This is a genomic window from bacterium (genome assembly GCA_016716565.1).
Taxonomy (GTDB): Bacteria; Bacteroidota; Ignavibacteria; order Ignavibacteriales; family Ignavibacteriaceae; genus IGN2.
The window spans coordinates 448,717-466,652 of the sequence record JADJWC010000004.1 but is presented as its reverse complement, the minus strand read 5'-3'; the positions used below and the strand labels follow the sequence as shown (position 1 = coordinate 466,652).

At 35.8% G+C, this 17,936-nt stretch carries 21 protein-coding genes; 17 read left to right on the top strand and 4 right to left on the bottom strand.

The window, feature by feature from the left end:
- Nucleotides 1-30: 30 nt before the first annotated feature.
- From IPM14_17560 to IPM14_17550, 3 genes are read left to right on the top strand one after another with little or no spacing between them, the layout of a single operon-like run.
- The gene (locus IPM14_17560) at nt 31-1,281 is read left to right on the top strand and encodes an outer membrane protein transport protein (protein ID MBK9099871.1); all 1,251 of its coding nucleotides are present in this window, start codon (nt 31-33) and stop codon (nt 1,279-1,281) included.
- 15 nt (nt 1,282-1,296) lie between these two features.
- Nucleotides 1,297-2,694: a hypothetical protein gene (locus IPM14_17555; protein MBK9099870.1), complete on the top strand. Its 1,398-nt coding sequence runs from the start codon at nt 1,297-1,299 to the stop codon at nt 2,692-2,694.
- A gap of 9 nt (nt 2,695-2,703) precedes the next feature.
- Complete coding sequence (locus IPM14_17550; GenBank protein ID MBK9099869.1) at nt 2,704-3,153, top strand: SPOR domain-containing protein; 450 nt, start codon at nt 2,704-2,706, stop codon at nt 3,151-3,153.
- A 104-nt stretch (nt 3,154-3,257) separates the two neighbouring features.
- On the opposite strand, the gene IPM14_17545 is transcribed toward IPM14_17550, so the two are convergent.
- From IPM14_17545 to IPM14_17535, 3 genes are read right to left on the bottom strand one after another with little or no spacing between them, the layout of a single operon-like run.
- Nucleotides 3,258-4,472: a hypothetical protein gene (locus IPM14_17545; GenBank protein MBK9099868.1), complete on the bottom strand. Its 1,215-nt coding sequence runs from the start codon at nt 4,470-4,472 to the stop codon at nt 3,258-3,260.
- Nucleotides 4,473-4,486: 14 nt separating this feature from the next.
- A complete protein-coding gene (locus IPM14_17540; GenBank protein ID MBK9099867.1) occupies nt 4,487-5,086 on the bottom strand; it encodes a hypothetical protein in 600 nt (199 codons plus the stop codon).
- 10 nt (nt 5,087-5,096) lie between these two features.
- Entirely contained in the window at nt 5,097-5,585 is a 489-nt protein-coding gene (locus IPM14_17535) for a hypothetical protein (protein MBK9099866.1), read from the bottom strand.
- Nucleotides 5,586-6,001: 416 nt separating this feature from the next.
- Here IPM14_17535 and ssb point away from each other — a divergent pair, with 416 nt between their 5' ends.
- From ssb to acpS, 5 genes are read left to right on the top strand one after another with little or no spacing between them, the layout of a single operon-like run.
- Nucleotides 6,002-6,412 (top strand): single-stranded DNA-binding protein, encoded by a 411-nt coding sequence (ssb, locus tag IPM14_17530; GenBank protein MBK9099865.1) that lies wholly within the window; start codon nt 6,002-6,004, stop codon nt 6,410-6,412.
- A gap of 29 nt (nt 6,413-6,441) precedes the next feature.
- Entirely contained in the window at nt 6,442-7,719 is a 1,278-nt protein-coding gene (locus IPM14_17525; protein MBK9099864.1) for an HlyC/CorC family transporter, read from the top strand.
- 10 nt (nt 7,720-7,729) lie between these two features.
- The gene (locus tag IPM14_17520; GenBank protein ID MBK9099863.1) at nt 7,730-8,107 is read left to right on the top strand and encodes a hypothetical protein; all 378 of its coding nucleotides are present in this window, start codon (nt 7,730-7,732) and stop codon (nt 8,105-8,107) included.
- A complete protein-coding gene (locus IPM14_17515) occupies nt 8,085-8,993 on the top strand; it encodes an MCE family protein (protein ID MBK9099862.1) in 909 nt (302 codons plus the stop codon). Before IPM14_17520 ends, IPM14_17515 begins: the two co-directional genes overlap by 23 nt.
- Nucleotides 8,994-9,010: 17 nt before the next feature.
- Nucleotides 9,011-9,409 (top strand): holo-ACP synthase, encoded by a 399-nt coding sequence (gene acpS, locus IPM14_17510; protein MBK9099861.1) that lies wholly within the window; start codon nt 9,011-9,013, stop codon nt 9,407-9,409.
- A gap of 123 nt (nt 9,410-9,532) precedes the next feature.
- Here the strand turns inward: acpS and IPM14_17505 are convergent, their stop codons facing one another.
- Nucleotides 9,533-9,757, bottom strand: coding sequence for a hypothetical protein (locus IPM14_17505; protein MBK9099860.1), 225 nt, complete (start codon nt 9,755-9,757; stop codon nt 9,533-9,535).
- Between the two features lie 58 nt (nt 9,758-9,815).
- On the opposite strand from IPM14_17505, the gene IPM14_17500 reads away from it, so the two are divergent.
- The 9 genes from IPM14_17500 to IPM14_17460 all read left to right on the top strand — a co-directional run bounded on the left by IPM14_17500 (nt 9,816) and on the right by IPM14_17460 (nt 17,919).
- Nucleotides 9,816-10,241 (top strand): HNH endonuclease, encoded by a 426-nt coding sequence (locus IPM14_17500; GenBank protein MBK9099859.1) that lies wholly within the window; start codon nt 9,816-9,818, stop codon nt 10,239-10,241.
- Nucleotides 10,242-10,317: 76 nt separating this feature from the next.
- Nucleotides 10,318-11,298: a tryptophan--tRNA ligase gene (gene trpS, locus IPM14_17495; protein ID MBK9099858.1), complete on the top strand. Its 981-nt coding sequence runs from the start codon at nt 10,318-10,320 to the stop codon at nt 11,296-11,298.
- Nucleotide 11,299: 1 nt separating this feature from the next.
- Complete coding sequence (locus IPM14_17490) at nt 11,300-12,019, top strand: segregation/condensation protein A (GenBank protein MBK9099857.1); 720 nt, start codon at nt 11,300-11,302, stop codon at nt 12,017-12,019.
- Nucleotides 12,012-12,665 carry an SMC-Scp complex subunit ScpB gene (scpB, locus tag IPM14_17485; protein MBK9099856.1) on the top strand — a complete coding sequence of 218 codons (654 nt, stop codon included), beginning with the start codon at nt 12,012-12,014 and terminating at the stop codon, nt 12,663-12,665. The genes IPM14_17490 and scpB overlap by 8 nt, the downstream gene beginning before the upstream one ends.
- Nucleotides 12,652-13,356 (top strand): rRNA pseudouridine synthase, encoded by a 705-nt coding sequence (locus IPM14_17480; GenBank protein ID MBK9099855.1) that lies wholly within the window; start codon nt 12,652-12,654, stop codon nt 13,354-13,356. The genes scpB and IPM14_17480 overlap by 14 nt, the downstream gene beginning before the upstream one ends.
- Before the next feature lie 17 nt (nt 13,357-13,373).
- Nucleotides 13,374-14,876 (top strand): lysine--tRNA ligase, encoded by a 1,503-nt coding sequence (gene lysS, locus IPM14_17475; protein MBK9099854.1) that lies wholly within the window; start codon nt 13,374-13,376, stop codon nt 14,874-14,876.
- Nucleotides 14,877-14,969: 93 nt separating this feature from the next.
- Nucleotides 14,970-16,583, top strand: a complete 1,614-nt coding sequence (locus IPM14_17470; protein MBK9099853.1) for a S41 family peptidase — start codon at nt 14,970-14,972, stop codon at nt 16,581-16,583.
- On the top strand, nt 16,580-17,392 hold the full coding sequence (locus tag IPM14_17465; protein ID MBK9099852.1) for a DUF3108 domain-containing protein: 813 nt from the start codon (nt 16,580-16,582) through the stop codon (nt 17,390-17,392). The genes IPM14_17470 and IPM14_17465 overlap by 4 nt, the downstream gene beginning before the upstream one ends.
- Nucleotides 17,365-17,919 (top strand): gamma carbonic anhydrase family protein, encoded by a 555-nt coding sequence (locus IPM14_17460; GenBank protein MBK9099851.1) that lies wholly within the window; start codon nt 17,365-17,367, stop codon nt 17,917-17,919. The genes IPM14_17465 and IPM14_17460 overlap by 28 nt, the downstream gene beginning before the upstream one ends.
- Nucleotides 17,920-17,936 lie beyond the last annotated feature (17 nt).

Here is a 17,936-nt window from a genome sequence, read left to right as displayed (position 1 = left end):
AATTCATCAATTCATATAGGAGGGATCCATTTGAAAAACTATCTTTACATCATCCTAATGATACTTGGCTTGTTTCCCGGTATCATTCTGGCGGGTGGATTTCAGATAAACGAACATGGAGCAAAAGCAATGGGACTCGGTGGCGCATTCACTGCAGTCGCAAATGATGCTTCAGCTATTTACTGGAATTCAGCCGGAATGACTCAGTTGAGAGGAACAAATTTTCTGTTGGGTTCGGCATTAATAGCTCCAAGCTCTTCTTTTCGTGGGGTATCACCATCAGTAGATATAACTCGAATGAAGAGTCAGGCATTTTTTCCGAGTCATCTATTTATTACTCATTCATTCACTGAATCATTTTCAGCAGGGTTAGGTTTGACCACACCTTTCGGATTAGGAACACATTGGAAGGATGGATGGGTAGGAAGATATCTTGCACTCGAAACTGAACTCAAAACATTTTGGGTGCCAATAACATTCGCATACAGTCCAATCGAAAACTTTTCGATTGGTGCTGGATTTATTTACAGCTTTGCTGATGTTTTGATAACCAGGAATAATCCACAAGCACCTTTTGCAGGTGATGCATACGTTGAATTGGAAGGTAATGACCAATTTGCTTATGGCTATACATTCAGTTTGATGTACAAACCCGTGAAAGAATTTACAATTGGTGCCTCATTCAGAAGTGAAGTCGAATATGAATTTGAAGGAACAGCTGTAGTTACCGGTGCTGAACAGCTTCAGGAAATTGGTGCATTTCCCGGTGGCGATGTAACTGCAAAACTTACAACCCCAATGAATATAGTTGGTGGATTGGCTTATCAGGTTATACCACAACTGAGATTGAGTGCAGATTTTCAGTGGATTGGGTGGTCCAGTTACGATTCATTAAATGTAAATTTTGTTGATCCTGATATGGAAGATTCAAAAAGTGCAAGATTATATAAAGATACTTATATAATCAGGTTCGGAGCTCAGTATGATTTGACCGATCAATTCTCACTGCTTGGCGGAGTCTATTTTGATAAGATGCCGGTTGATCCCGAATATGTAAGTCCAAGTCTTCCGGATTCTGACAGGTTGGGATTAAGTATTGGCGCAAACGCAAAAATATTTGACAGCTTTGGAATCTCCGGTTCTTATCTGTTCATCCGTGCAAAAGAATTGACTGTAACCAACTCGAAGGAAATTTATACAACCGGCGATTCACAATTTAATGGCACATATAATTCATCAGCCAATTTGCTGTCATTAAGTTTATATTATCATTTGCAATAGAAGGAGGAAGTTGAAATGAAAAAATTATATATATCAATAAGTCTTCTTTCATTTATTGTATTGGCAATAATTGGCTGCGAAGATTACAATGATCTCACAGCCCCTGAAATAAATTTCGGATCAGCTGATTTCAATCGTTTTGTATGTATTGGAAATAGTCTGACGATGGGAGAGCAATCAAATTCGATATTTGCATCAGCGCAAATGTATTCCTTTGGAAATATAATTGCAAAACATGTTGGAACGACATATGCTCAGGCAACAATTAGTGAACCAGGTTCCGTTGGCAGATTAGAAGTAGCTTCGCTGAATCCGTTTACATTGTACACAAATCCAGGACAAGGTTCTCCCACAAACCTTAATTATCCGGCGTCATATAATAATCTTGGAATTAAAAGTGCATTTATATATGATGTTATGAATGCCAGAAGTTCGACAACTTGTTATACTGCACAGCCTCCTTTTAATACGCCTAATCCCTTTTTTGATCTAGTGCTAAGAGGTTTAGGAACTCAAATGGAACTTGCGCTTTCTCAGGATCCAACACTAATTACCTTGTGGATTGGCAATAATGATATTCTGGCGTTTGCAACACGCGGAGGATTATTTCCACCTACTAATGCTACACTATTCCAAAATCAGTATACACAGATCCTGACTTCATTAAGTTCAACAGGAGCTCCTGTAATAATTGGAAGTTTGCCAAATGGATTGCTTACTCCATTTTTCACGACCGTCGGTCCTGGAATTGGTTTAGCGTTACAAGGCATACCCGGAGCTGCGGGATTAGTTTATCAGACAACCGGTGCACCTGGAATTGCTGTTGCAACTTCAAGTGATCTTATAAATCTAAGTACATTGGTTACCTTAAGTGGCTCATCCGCAGCAGGATTGTTGGGAAATACAACGGGTAAATATTATACTGACAATGGAATACCTGTTCCTGCCGGTGTTGATATTACTAAACCATTTGGGTTGACTCCTGAAAATCCATTTCCAAATGGGCTTGTTTTAGACCCAACAGAAATAGCGGCATATCATGCATTGAGAGATGGTTTTAATCAGATTATTTCGGGACTGGCATTGAACTTTGGTTATCATGTGATTAATTGGGATGATCTATTTACTCAGCTGGCTAGTACAAATGGCTTGGTAATAAATGGTGTGAATTTCTCTTCGACTTATATTCAAGGAAACTTCTTCAGTTTAGATGGAGTTCACCCCACAAGTCAGGGATACGGAATCATTGCAAACGAATTCATTAAAGCCATTAATGAAGAATGCAATGCACAAATACCTTTGATTGATGTTTCTACAATTCCAGGAAGCCTTGTATTTGAAGGGCAGGTAAGTATGGGTAAATATGGTATTCCAGTAATTCCATACGGATCATTAGATAATGTTTTATTTTAAAATTAAGGGATGGGAAACCATCCCTTATTTTCTTATATGACAAGTCAACTAAAAATATCGATAACGCTCGGGCTTCTATTCATAGTCATTTTCGGATGTTCATCATCCCAAGAGACCAAAGTACAGAAAATTGAAACAGACAGCTTGTACATTTTTGATGAGGTCCCACCTGAAGACATTTTCAAATTCGAATCACCGGAACAGCAAACTTTTGATGTTTTCGTTGTTCAGATTGGTGCTTTCTCGAGTCTTGAGCATGCAAAGGAATTTGCGGAGGAAAGTCGGATGACATTATCAAGAGATATTAAAGTTGAATATGTTCAGCAAAAAAATCTTTATGTTGTTTGGATCCATCCCCCGTTTGAAAACAAAATTGAAGCAGAAGCTTTCCGGAATGAAATTAGGCTAAAGGAAGAATTTAAAGATGCATGGATTGTCACTCTTGAATCTAAAAAATAAAAAAGGCTAAGCAATCAGCTTAGCCCTTGTCTCTTATTCCCTCACAGCATATAGAGCGTATTAAAAGATTAATTCTTTATTTAGTCTTGAGTATAGAGAATCAGTTATTCAAACCAGGAAACAATTTCCAATCCACCTGTACCCGGATATCCCGGTGGTGATGCAATCATCAAGCGTTGATCATATTTGTATCGTCTATTAAATCCCCAGATTTCACTTCCTTGGATGATACCGATCTGGACACGACTATAGTTTTGAATACCCCCAAGTAAATTAATATTACCGTTCGGCTCAGTAAATTTTGGCCATCCCGCACCAAAACCGCCTTTTTCACAGTAGATTGATGCATGAACATCTATGCTGGATTTATTTGCTGCGTTTTCTGTAATCTTTACATTGTTCCTCGATACTATGCCTAACATATCTTTAGAATCTGGATTAATTCTTGGATCTGAATTATATCTGATGTTATCGTCTAAATAGACATTACCCTTTGGTGCAGTTCCATCACAAGCGACAGTATATCTGCCTTTCACGGTCCCCTGAAGACGGAGAATGGCATTGTCAGCGAATATAACTCCATTAGGAGCTAAAGATGAAGCTAAAACTGTTGTCGGAATTTCATTGTAATTAAATCTATACTTAATGCTATCACCTACGAACGTAACGTAAACAGTGTCTTTACCTGAAAAAACATGTCCATCATCATTTGCCATAGATTTTAAATTATCTATCCCGCTTGGAGGAAAAGTAATGCTTACACCTGATTCAAATCCGCCTAGGAATCGCGGTGCATCCGCAGCTTCACTTGTGAGATACTTAACTGTACCTTTAGTAGTTGCTTTACCTACAAATACCGGGTGCTGATAAGCATTGATATTACCTTCGGAATGGAATGGACCCCAAATTGTATCTTTACCTGACCAGTAAAGATTAGTTGGGTCATTGATTGACAAGTAAGCAAATTTAGCAAAACTGCTAGGTTGAAATATCACTTCGATGGTTTTGTTAACACCACCATAATCAGCTGAAGTAATTAATTTTCGAATATTCCTCCAGGGATCTAAAACCTGAATGGAGGAGCTAAAAGATCCATTTTCGAAATTAATGTTGGTATAACCATCATCCCAGGCACCATTCAGGAATAATTGATTACAAGAAAGATTCGTTCCACTGACAGCTATGTTATGTGCAACTGTTCTAGCATGATAGTCAGCCATATTTTCAACTGTCTGTGTAGATAATTTATTAGAATTACTTCCCAGTATCATATAAAGAATGCTGAAACCCAGAACCAATATAAGTGATAATTTACCCATTCGTTTTTTCCTCCTTAACGATTAAAAAGATTTCTTGCAGCCATTCTGATTTGTCTCCAGAATATGGTTTGATATTTTTCATCATAAGCTGCTACATCTTCAACAATAATATCTATCTGCATTGAGTATATCTCTTGTGGATTTGCAATTGGAAAATTAAGTTTTGTACCGAGTGCATTATAAAATTCCATTTTAAATTGAGTCACGCCCAAGTTAACCCCAGTGGGAGTTTCATTATCAACAACCCTGTACAAATATCTATCTCTTGGATTAGGAGTGCCTGGAATATCCGTAGCAGCATCAAAGTAATAATGCATAGTATCAATAAAACCATTTTGATCCATATCAGTTAGATACTTGATACTTGTTGAATCAGCATAAAGGATAGCTTCTGTGGGGACTGGGATTTGCTGCCAGTCAGCACAATAACCGATTCGTCTAAAATCATTTTCCAAAATTTGTACAATGGTTGCTAAATTTGTTTGAGCTGTTAGGTTTCCAGTCCCGCGGTAAAGATCTTCAGTTGAGGAGTTTTGTAACCTGAAAATTGAAACCATAAGGATTCCTGCAATGACCATTGACCCTATTATATCTAAAATTACATTTGTTCCCATTTCTATGCTCCTATCTGAAATACCAATAACTAAAAAGAGAGGAAGTTTTAAATGTATCTGGTGTGAAAGGACTAGTAATCGTAACGTTAATTTTTTTATGCCAGGTTCTGCTAGCTGTAGATCCCAATATGTTGCTCGGGTCCACGTAAACCACCTGACACTTGATATCAAAAATTGCTGACGGCATTGTGCTGTCTCTTTTAGTAAATCCATTATAATCATCAAAGTCATTGAAAGTATCTTCTGATTCTCCGGTTTCAGGACCTAGTACTGAACTTAATTGAGTTAATACAGATACGGAGTTTGTATCGGTAAACTGGTCGAACGCTTTACTTTGCGCTTCCTCAATTATTGAGGTAGCTATTGAAGTTGCTAAAACTGCATATTGAGCCTGATCACGGATAGACTCGTTATTTAGGTTACCGGTATTCACTCGCAGCACAACCGCTGAGAGTAACATCATGGCACCGATTACCATTATCATTTGCCCTGTATTCATTTTAGATTTCTAATTGAGTTTATAATAATTGCTAATTTTAGATGAATTTCTATACCAAGAAGAGCTCGGTAAAATTTTCCACTGAATCATTTGAAAATCGAATCCACAATAATGAAGTAAAAAAGAAATGCAAAAATTGCTGTAAAAAAATGAGAGAACAGTTTTCTATTGTAACAATGATTTTTTGGTTTTATGACAATACTGACGCAAAATAGTTTCGTTTTCGTTACACCTTATTTTTTTTATTAGTAATGAATCTATTACTTGGATGCGTACTCTTGAATTGTTCTACATTGAATTTATTGGTAAATGGTAAGAAAATCTGACTGGGTATTTAATCAAACAGTTTTTTCTTTAGTTTTATTTGGTTATTTTTTGACAAATTTCAAACACAAAATTAACGATGGAGGGTTAAGATGGCTTTTTCCTTAAACAGAATTATGCTTATTGGTCGATTAGGCAAAGATGCTGAAACAAGATTTACAACAAACAATGTTTCAGTGACTAATTTTACACTTGCTACAGATTACCGATATAAAGGAAAAAACGGAGATTGGGTAAGTGAGACCACCTGGCATAATATCGTCTCTTTCAATTTATCAGATTATTATAAAGAAAATTTAAAGAAGGGGAAAAAGTTCTATGTCGAAGGAAGGTTAAGTAAACGGGACTATACTGATAAAGATGGTATTAAAAGATATAATACAGAAGTTATCACAGAAAAAATAATTCCATTAGAACCATCATCTGAAGCAGCATCTTCCGAAGACGAGGAAACTTCATCAGTTGCACCACAAAGCAATGAAAACGACGATCTGCCATTTTAGTTTTTTAATAGTGAAGGCTTTGAATATTCTTGGAGATTGACTGGCTATTTCAAATACTGCTGCTATTTGTTCTTCTATTAGCTTCAGCATTTTTTTCCGGATCTGAGGTTGCTTTTTTCTCTGTCAGACAAAAAGATTTAGATGAAGCTTTTAAATCTTCAAATCTGATATACAGGTATGTAAAAAATCTGATTTCTTTTCCAAGAAGATTATTAATTACAATCCTTGTTGGTAATACTGTTGTAAATGTTGCGGCTTCTATTGTTTCTGTTTCGATTGCTCTTGAGTTAGCTCAAATATACGGGTTAAAAGTAAATGTTGTTTTAACAATTCAGATAATTCTGATTACTATAATTGTACTCCTCCTCGGCGAATTACTGCCAAAAATATTTGCCTCAAAGCATCCAAGACTTACAATTAGACTTACTGCTGTACCTTTGTATTTTATTAGCACTATCCTGTATCCTGTGGCTGAGTCGATAACAGAACTGATAAGACTCACATTCTCAAAAGTTAAATTCGATAAAGTAAAGACTGCAATTACTGAGAGAGAAATTTCAGATCTTGCTCAATTGGGACATGAAAGAGGAACACTGGAAGAAGATGAACAGGAAATTATTTCCAGCTTTGTCGACTTCAAATCTGTTCTTGTTGCTGAAGTTATGATACCACGGGTTGATATAGTGGCAGTTCCTATTGATGTTAGTTACGACAAAATTATTGAAATAATTAATAACAGCGGCTTTAGTCGTTTCCCAATTTTTGATGGTAATCTTGATAAAATTCTTGGAATTGTTCATGCCAAAGATTTATTAAAATATCTGGAGACCCGGTCGTTTGTAGAAGCAGATACGATAAATAAAATTACACGAGAAGTTATGTTTGTTCCAGAGAGCAAAAAAATCAGCGATATGCTTAGAGAATTCCAACACAGAAAAATGCATTTAGCCATAGTCGTGGACGAATTCGGCGGAACTGCGGGATTAGTCACGCTTGAAGACATTATCGAAGAAATCATCGGTGAAATATGGGATGAACATGATCCTGAAGAAAATCCCGTGAAAATATTAACAGCAAATAAATTCAGTGTTTTAGGTAAAGTACCTATCTCCGATTTCAATGAAATCGTTGGAACTGAAACTATTCCTGAAAATGAAGATTATGATACAATTGCTGGACTGGTTATCAGCAGGGCAGGGAACATTCCTAAAGAAGGTTATGCGTTTCAATTAAAAGAGTACAAGCTTACTGTTAAGGAAGTTCTAAAAAAAAGAATCAAGCGGGTCGAAATCGAAAAAATATCCTGAATGAATTTTCATGAGGAAAAGCTGCTTTCTGAAATCTGTATTCATATTGACGGTTGTGATTGGTGTTCTGGTTTACATTATTCAGTATAAACTTGATGACTGGGTAATCAAACCTGGGAAAAAATTTATCATTAACGAATCGATTGAGAGCATTGACGATGAACTAATTACAATAAACGATTCTGCTAACAAAGATTCACTTAAAAGTCTCTTAAAATATTTTTTAGATAATGTTAAGTCTGTTGAAGAAATTGTAAATTTGGAAGAAGAAAAATTTGAAGAAGAGCTTAAAATTGCTCTTTCCGATAGCATAATTTCTGATAACGAAATTTCTAATTTAACTTCGATTTTGAAAAAGGTAGAATATGAGAAATCCAAGAGCAACTGAAATTAAAGTAGGCGTTACTGTTTTACTGGGACTGCTTGTATTCATATGGGTTTTAGGATGGGCAAAGAATTTTTCAGTAAGTTCTTCTGACAATCTTGTGCAGGTCCGTTTCAACAAAGTATCAGGTCTTGAAATCGGAAATAATGTAACTGTAAACGGAGTAAGAAAAGGAGTTGTAAAAGATTTTTTCATTCAAGGATCCTCTGTAATTGTTACTCTAAGTGTGAGCAATGAAATTCAACTAAAAAAGGATGCCCAGTTTTCTCTCGAAAGCACTGATCTTATGGGAGGAAGAAAGATAGAAATCGATCCCGGTATTTCTGATGAAAGCATTGATTATTCAGTAATCCAGCAGGGTAATTACATTACTGATATTGCCGGTATGATCTCTTTATTCAGTGATATACAGGACAAAATTAGTATCATAGCTAATGAATCCGTTAAAACTTTGCAGGGTATAAATTCCTTGTTGGAAGATGAAACTTTTATTCAGGGATTGCGAACAAGCGTTACCAATCTGAATAATGTAACGGCAAAACTTGAATTAATGATTGTTGAAAACAAGGAAAACATAAAACTGATTTCTGAAAACACAAAAGAAATTACCGCCGAAACAAAGTTATTTCTCAAAGAAAACAAACAGGATTTAGAAAAATCATTGCAAAACCTTAACTCAGTTCTAATGAAATCAGATTCTTTACTCACATCAATTAATTATCTGACGCAGGAAACAGCATCCGGTAGAAACAATCTTGGTAAAATTCTTTATGACGATTCATTATACATTAACCTAACACAATCAATGGAAATGTTGAAAAAGCTCAGCGGACTGATTCTTGAGCAACTCCAAACTGATGGATTAAAAGTAGATGCATATATTTTCTGATAGATTGTGGTTTTAAAATGGTGCTGGGTTTAGGTATAGATATTATAGAGATAGATCGCATAAAGAAAAGTATTGAGATGTATGGCGAAAGGTTTTTAAATAAAGTTTTTACACCGGAAGAAATCAGGTATTGCAGTTCAAAGTTTAACAAGTTCCAGCATTTTGCAGCCCGGTTTGCAGCCAAAGAAGCAGTCTACAAAGCACTTGCAAGCGGCTGGCAGGCTGGTCTTCGATGGAAAGACATTGAAATTCAGAATGATGCTGCAGGTATTCCATCAATAAATACATCCGGCAAGCTTAAATCATTTCTTACAGATGATACTCAATTGCGGATTTCCTTAAGTCACTCCAAAAATTATGTGACTTCAGTTGCAATAATCTTTAAAAATAATAATACACTCACTTCTAAGTCCTAACCGGAACCTTAATCTATCCAATAAAATCAATTGCTATTAAATATTGATATTATTAGTTTTTAAGCCAACAATTCAAGTATTATTTGAAAATTATATGTTAGTGAAATACTATACTATCTTTAATTATTCAACCATCGCAATAGTGATTGTGTTTCTGATTCTGATTTTAACTGAATCTGTTCCCAGAGAAACATATATTATTTTTTTAGTGATCACGATAATTATTTTAATCGCACGAATAGCTGCAAGAGTGTATTTAAATTCATATCTTAAAAAAAATAGTAAAGGAGAATAAGACTTCGAACCCTCGAAACGAACGAATGGTAAACTTAATGCAAAGGTGCTCATACTAAACCAGAGCTACGAACCACTTACTATCTGCAATATTAAAAAAGCAGTCATTCTTATGTACCTGGGCAAGGCTGAACTCGTTTTAAACGATGATGGTAAAGCAATCAGGTCAATGCAAAGACAATACCCCTGGCCAAGCATAATCCGATTAAGTCGATTTGTTAGCGTTCCTTATAAAAAAGTTGTATTGACTAGAAAAAATATTATGAGAAGAGATGGATATAGATGTGCTTACTGTGGAAGAGGTGACTTGACGTTAACCATTGATCATATTGTTCCAAAAGCTCGTGGTGGTGACGATTCTTGGGAGAATCTGGTTAGCGCTTGTACTCATTGCAATAATAAAAAGGGTGACCGGACCCCAAGTGAAGCAGGATTGTCGTTGCTTGTCAGACCATTTAAACCCAGCCACATAATGTTTATAAAAAATGTTGTTGGGCGAGTGGATGAAAAATGGAAACCATATCTCTACTTATCCTGAAGTTTTCATTTACATTCTTAAAAAAACGTCTATTATTCTTATCTTTACGCTGTAATTTCAACGATTTCAAGAATTTATGAAGAAAAAAAGAATCCTTAGTGGAATGCGTCCAACCGGTAAGCTTCACATTGGTCATTATGTCGGAGCGCTTGAGAATTGGGTGCAACTGCAGGATAAATATGAAAGTTACCATCTTATTGCAGATTATCATGTTTTAACAACTGATTTGAATACTGAAAATATTTACAATGATACTATTGATATGTTGATTGACTGGCTTTCTGCAGGATTAGATCCGACTACAAGTCCAATGTTTCGTCAATCGCAAATAAAGGAGCACACAGAACTTTATCTCATTTTCAGTATGCTTATTACTGCTAACAGACTTGAACGTAACCCAACAGTTAAAGATCAAGCGCGAGCGTTACATATTGAACAGATAATTTACGGTCATCTTGGATATCCCGTGCTGCAGGCTGCTGATATTCTTCTATACAAAGGCGATGCTGTCCCTGTTGGTGAAGATCAGGTTCCTCACATCGAAATTACAAGAGAGATTGCCAGAAAATTTAATAATCAGTACGGTGATGTTTTCCCTGAACCAGAAGCGCTGTTAACTAAATTTTCGAGATTACCCGGTTTAGATGGAGCTGCAAAAATGAGCAAGTCGCTCGGCAATACTATTCTTTTATCGGATGAACCTGAAACGGTAAAAGCAAAATTGAAGAAAGCAGTAACAGATCCACAAAAAATTCGTCGTAACGATCCCGGACGTCCGGAAATCTGTTTGGTGTTTGCATATCATAAAAAATTTAATCCTGATGAAGTCAAACAAATAGAAACTGATTGCCGCTCCGGTGCACTTGGTTGCGTTGATTGTAAATTAAATTGTGCAAACAAAATCTCGGCATTTCTTGCACCGATAATTGAAAAACGTAAGTACTACGAAAATCATAACAAAGAAGTACTCGAAATTCTTGCAGATGGAGAGATGCGTGGTAAAAAAGCTGCGGCTGATACAATGTCAGAAGTTCACGAGAAGATGAAATTCGGATGAGATGTACAAAGTAAGATTAAATCAATTCGAAGGTCCGCTCGATTTATTACTCTTCTTTATTAAGAGAGATGAACTGAACATCTACGATATTCCTATTGCGAGGCTTACAAAAGAATTTCTTGATTACGTCAATCTTATAAAAATTCTTGACCTCGAAGTCGCGGGTGATTTTATATTGATGGCTTCAACATTGATGCATATTAAAGTTAGAATGCTGCTGCCTCGTGAAGTGGATGAGAAAGGTGAAGAAATCGATCCGAGGGCTGATCTGGTTAAAGCCTTGCTTGAGTACAAGCGATACAAGGAAATGTCCGAAGAGCTGTCTTATTTTGAATCCAATCAAAGAAGAAGAAAATTCAGAGGAAATTTCTCTGAAGATCTAAAAGAAGCACCGCACGAGTATGATATTCTTCTAAAAAATGTTTCCATCTACGATCTGGCTAAAGCATTTAAGTTTGCTATTGATCAGATTAAAGATGAGCCCGTGCATCAGGTTAAAAAGCTTAACGTCTCAATTGATGAACAAATGAATTTCATTCAAAGCAAGCTCAACGAATTTCCTGAACTGCATTTTCTAAAATTGGTTGAAGAACTTACCGAAAAGATTAGGATAATTGTAACATTTATTGCATTGCTTGAAATGGTAAAAGCCGGAAGAATAGCAATCCAAACTTCAAAAGTTTTTAATGATTTTATCATAATGAAAAAAGAAAATGGATAACACATACAACTCAGTGATTGAAGCCTTGATATTTTCTTCAGACGATTCACTATCTCCGGAAGAAATAATAAGAGCAATAAAATCAATCGATGGTGAAGATGTTGAAATATCTAAACAAGATGTTGATACTTCAGTTGATCAGCTAAATAAGAAGTATGAAGAAAATAACAACGCTTTTAGAATACTCAGAATTGCTAATGGATATCTGTATGCTACTATGGAGCAGAATGCAAAATATGTTGGTTATCTTTCATCAGAAAGAGCTAAACGCCGTTTAAGTCAGGCAGCGCTTGAAACGCTTGCTATAATTGCTTATAAGCAGCCGGTAACTAAACCTGAACTAGAAACAATTCGCGGTGTGAATTCAGATTATATACTCACAACATTACTTGAAAAAAATTTAATCACTATAAAAGGTCGCGCTGAAACGGTTGGCAGACCTCTTTTATACGGGACTACGGATGAGTTTCTGAAATACTTTGGATTGAATAACTTGTCTGATCTGCCAAAGCCAAGAGAGATAGATGAAATTATGCAGGATGAAGATTTCATCGAGCAAAAAAGGAAAATTATGATGGTTGATCTTGAAGAAAAGTTAGAGGATTCTCTCGGAGAAACAAGAGCTGATGAAAATCAGGATCAATAAATTTCTTGCTGATAGCGGAATTAGTTCCCGTCGTAAATCGGAAGAATACATTCAGCAGGGAAGAGTTGCTGTTAATGATCAGGTGATACGTGATTTTGGACATCGGATAGATGCTGAAAAAGATGTGGTAACTCTTGACGGGGAAAGAATAAAACAAAAAAGACATATTTACATTTTATTGAATAAACCTAAAGGATACATTACTTCCGTTTCTGATGACAGGAATCGAGCAACAGTCCTTGATCTGGTAAATGTAAAAGAAAGAATTTATCCTGTTGGCAGACTTGATTATGATACTACCGGTCTACTTTTTCTTACAAACGATGGTGAATTTTCGCAGCTGCTCACTCATCCTGGAAATAAAGTCATCCGGGAGTATGAAGTAAAGATTGATAATCCGTTGGAAGAAAAAGATAAATTAAAATATTTAAATGGTGTTTCGCTCGATGGGAAGCGGGGTAAGTTTATCAGCATCTCTTTCAAAAATCAAAAAGATAAAAAAAATATTCTGATTTCCTGCGAAGAGGGCAGAAACAAATTTGTAAAAAGAATGTTCCGCAAACTTGGATACACTGTTGTGGAATTAAATAGATCTTCTTTTGGAGGCATTAAACTCGATATTCCAAAAGGTAAATATCGCAGCTTATCAACAAATGAAGTTGAACTGATCAGACAAAAATATTCTAAATGAATCATTAAGGAGAAATTGTGGAAAATAATATCACTGATATAAATGTGCTCATCAAAAGAAGATATGAAGAACTTGAAGAATTGAAGAACAAAGGCGTTGAAACATTTGCCTATTCCTATGAAGTCGATAATTACTCTGAAGATATAAAAAATGATTTCGCAAAATATGAGAATAAGGATGTGAAAATTGCCGGCAGAATTATGACAATTAGAAGAATGGGGAAAGCTTCCTTTGCTCATATAATGGATCAGAAAGGTAGAATTCAAGTCTATCTGAAAAAAGATGATATTGGTGAAAGCTACGATGCTTTTCGTTTGATGGATATCGGTGACATCATCGGAGTTGAAGGATATGTATTTAAAACAAAAACAGGTGAAATTTCCGTTCATGTTAAATCGCTCAAACTATTAGCAAAATCTCTACGTCCACTGCCAATAGCAAAGGAAGCAGAAGATGAGCAGGGAAATAAAATAGTCTATGATCAGTTTGCTGATAAAGAACTAAGATACAGGCAGAGATATGTGGATCTTGTTGTTAATCCACATGTAAAAGATGTTTTTATTAAACGATCAAAAATTATTACTGCAATCAGAAGTTTTCTTGACAGCAAAGGATATCTTGAAGTCGAAACTCCTGTTCTTCAGCCATTATACGGCGGTGCTTCAGCAAGACCATTTATTACGCATCATAACGCACTCGATATTGATTTATTTCTGAGAATTGCTGATGAATTATATCTAAAGCGATTGGTAGTCGGCGGTTTTGATGGTGTTTATGAAATCTCAAAAGATTTCCGGAATGAGGGAATGGACAGATCTCACAATCCAGAGTTCACAATGCTTGAACTTTATGTTGCTTATAAAGATTATTTCTGGATGATGGAACTTGTTGAGGAACTATTCGGACATGTTTGCAAGACAGTATTCAACACTACAGAATTTGTTTACGAAGATAAGAAAATTAATTTCGCTCGACCATGGAAGAGAATAAGTTATGTGGATTCAATTGCTGATAAAACCGGTGTAAATGTTATCGAAGCATCTGAAAAGGATCTAAGATCATTAGCTAAAAACCTTGGAGTTGAAATAAGCGGACTATTCGGTAAAGCAAAACTGATTGATGAAATTTTCAGTCAGGTCGTCGAGTCTGAAATAGTTCAACCGACGTTTGTAGTCGATTATCCATTGATTCTTTCCCCATTGGCAAAAAAGCACAGAAGCAAAGAAGGATTAGTTGAAAGATTTGAAGCTTATGTTGCAGGAAAAGAAATCTGCAATGCGTTTTCGGAATTAAATGATCCGATCGATCAAAGAAAACGATTCGAAGAGCAGGTCAAAATGCGAGAAGCCGGAGATGATGAAGCACAGCAGGTTGATGATGATTTCTTAAGATCGATGGAATATGGCATGCCACCAATGGCTGGACTTGGCATCGGGATTGACCGTCTCGTAATGCTTTTTACAAATCAATCATCTATTAGAGATGTGATCTTCTTCCCGCAGATGAAACCGCAGGTTTAAGCACTTATCCATCTATTTGACCGTGGATAAAATCATTCATATCATTTATGAATTATTTGATTTATTTTCGATTAAATAATTTTAGGAGACTAAATGAACAATAAGATTTTAAGAATTCCAGTCGTAATTATTATTCTTACCATAGGAATAGTTCTCGGAATTCAGATAGAAAAGGTTTTTTCGGATGACACTCTGCGCGATGGCGTCAGGAAACTAAACGATGTTCTCTCCTACACTCAACGATATTATATAGAGGAAGTAGACACACCAAAGCTTGTCGAATCGGCGATTAAAGGAATTACTGATGAGCTTGACCCGCATTCATTTTACATTTCAGCAAAAGATTTTACAGCAGTTGAAGAATCATTTCGTGGTGATTTTGAAGGAATTGGAATTGAGTTTCAAATAGTCAATGATACTCTTACAGTTGTGTCACCAATTACAGGTGGACCGAGCGAAGCACTTGGAATTTTACCAGGTGACCGGATTGTAAAAATTGAAGGCGAAGATTGTATTGGAATTACAAATGATGGTGTTAGAAAAAAACTCCGTGGAAAAGCAGGTTCAAAAGTTAAAGTTTCCATAAGTAGAATTGGTATCAATGATTTAATCGAATATGAGATTACTCGTGATAAAATTCCAATTTACTCTGTGGATGCAAGTTTAATACTTAAGGACAAGACAGGATATATAAGTGTTTCTCGTTTTTCTGAGACAACACTTGATGAACTTAACGATGCACTGAACGATTTGAAGCAGAAAGGAATGAGCAAGCTTATTCTCGACTTAAGAGGAAATCCCGGCGGATATTTAAGTCAGGCAGTTGAAATGGCTGATCTGTTTATTGATGGTGAAAAGAAAATCGTTTATACAGAAGGAAGAAGAAAAGATGCGAACGAAGAATATTTTGCTTCAAAGAAGTCGCCGTTTGAAAAAATACCGCTCATCGTTTTGATAAATCATGGTTCAGCAAGTGCAAGCGAAATCGTTTCAGGTGCAGTTCAGGATTGGGATAGGGGATTGATAGTTGGTGAAACATCTTTTGGAAAAGGATTGGTGCAGCGTCAATTTACATTACCGGATAATTCTGCTATCAGACTTACAATCTCAAAATATTTTACTCCTTCCGGCAGATCTATTCAAAGAGATTATAAAGACAAAAAGAAATACGAAGAATTTTATGCCAGTATGGATGATACGAGTACAAAAGAAGGTGAAAATTTAAATCATGATGCCGAACAGGATACGACTAAGCCCGTTTTTAAAACGAATAAAGGCAGAACGGTTTATGGCGGTGGGGGAATAACTCCTGATTATATTCTTAAAACCGAAAGAATTACCGGATACACAAGCGATCTCCTTCGAAAAAATATTTTTTACCAATACATTCTACAATTCATTGAAAGTCGAGGTAATGGTATCGGTTTAAAGTATGATAATGATCTTAATCGTTTTGTGAATGAATTCAACTTTACTGAAGACGATATTAACAAATTTATTTCCTTTGCTTCTTCGAAAGAAGTTGAATTAAATGAAGAACAGTTTAATATGGATAAAGAGTATATATCTACACGACTGAAAGCACAGCTCGCTAGAAATTACTGGAAGAACGATGGCTGGTATTCTGTAATGCTTACAACTGATAATCAGGTAGAAAAAGCTATGAGTTTATTTGATGAGGCTAAACAAATAGCTGATCTTAAATGAAAAACCTGGCGATTATCTTTTTAACGTTTGAATTGTTTGTGTATGGAACTGCTCAAACATCTTCAAAAAAAGATAATCATATTCATTCAAATTCATCTGAACGTTTAGTCGTAGGCGAGGATTTAACCTATATAGTAAAATACGCTTTCTTCAATCTTGGTGAAGTAAGATTTAAGATTGTCGAAAAAACTGAAATTGATAATACGCCGGTATACAAAACAATTGCGTACATTGATTCATACGCGGATCTTCCATTTGTGAGTCTACACCAGATATACGAAAGTTATATTGACTCAGCACTTTTTCCGTTAAAGTTTTACGCTAAAATATTTGGTGATGATACAGTTTTCGTAAAGTATAAATTCACTGAAAATAAAAAAGTTGAAATGAAAAAGGGAAAACTGGGTGCTTCAAAGTTGTGGCTTGATTCAACAGCGACTACTAAACAAAGAATGCAGGATGGATTATCAATCCTGTATTATGCAAGAATGAATTTTGGTAAGCAGAGAACGGTTTCAGTTCCTTGTTTTGTAAACGAAAGAGAAGAAGAAGCAATAATTAATTTTAATATTCAAAGTGAACCGGTTTCAATCGATGCAGTTAATTATGAAATTGATTGCCGTTATTTAGATGGTGCAACCGATTTTGTAAGTGTGTATGGTCTTACTGGTGATTTTGAAGGATGGTTTAGCAATGATTCTTTTTCCGTACCGATAAAAGCTAAATTAAATGTTATCATCGGCAGTATTAACCTCGAATTGATTAAATGGAATAAAAATTTATGGAATCCTCCGGCATACAAAAATTGAGTGAAGAAGTTAAAATATTGCCGTACCGTGGGACCTTTCCAAACCTGGGTGAAAATGTATTCCTTGCTTCGGGTGTAAAAATTATCGGCGATGTTACGATTGGAAAAGATTCCAGCGTTTGGTACAACACTGTTATTCGCGGGGATGTCCATTATATCAAAATTGGTGAAATGACGAACGTTCAGGATTGCTCTATGCTTCATGTCACGAATGGTAAATTTCCACTTAACATCGGGAACAAAGTCACAATTGGACATTCCGTCTCTTTACACGGCTGCACTTTGAACGATTTATGCTTGATTGGAATAGGAGCAATCGTTCTTGATGGTGCGGTTATTGAATCAAATTCGATGGTAGCGGCAGGTGCGCTTGTAAAGCAAAATTTTAAAGTTCCATCAGGAAAGTTGGTTGCCGGTGTACCTGCAAAAGTAATACGCGATTTGACAACAGATGAAATTGAGAATATTGAGGCCGGAGCCTACCGCTATGTTGAATATGCTCGCATTACAGCTGAATCATTAAAGTGAATAATGTAAGGTCAAGT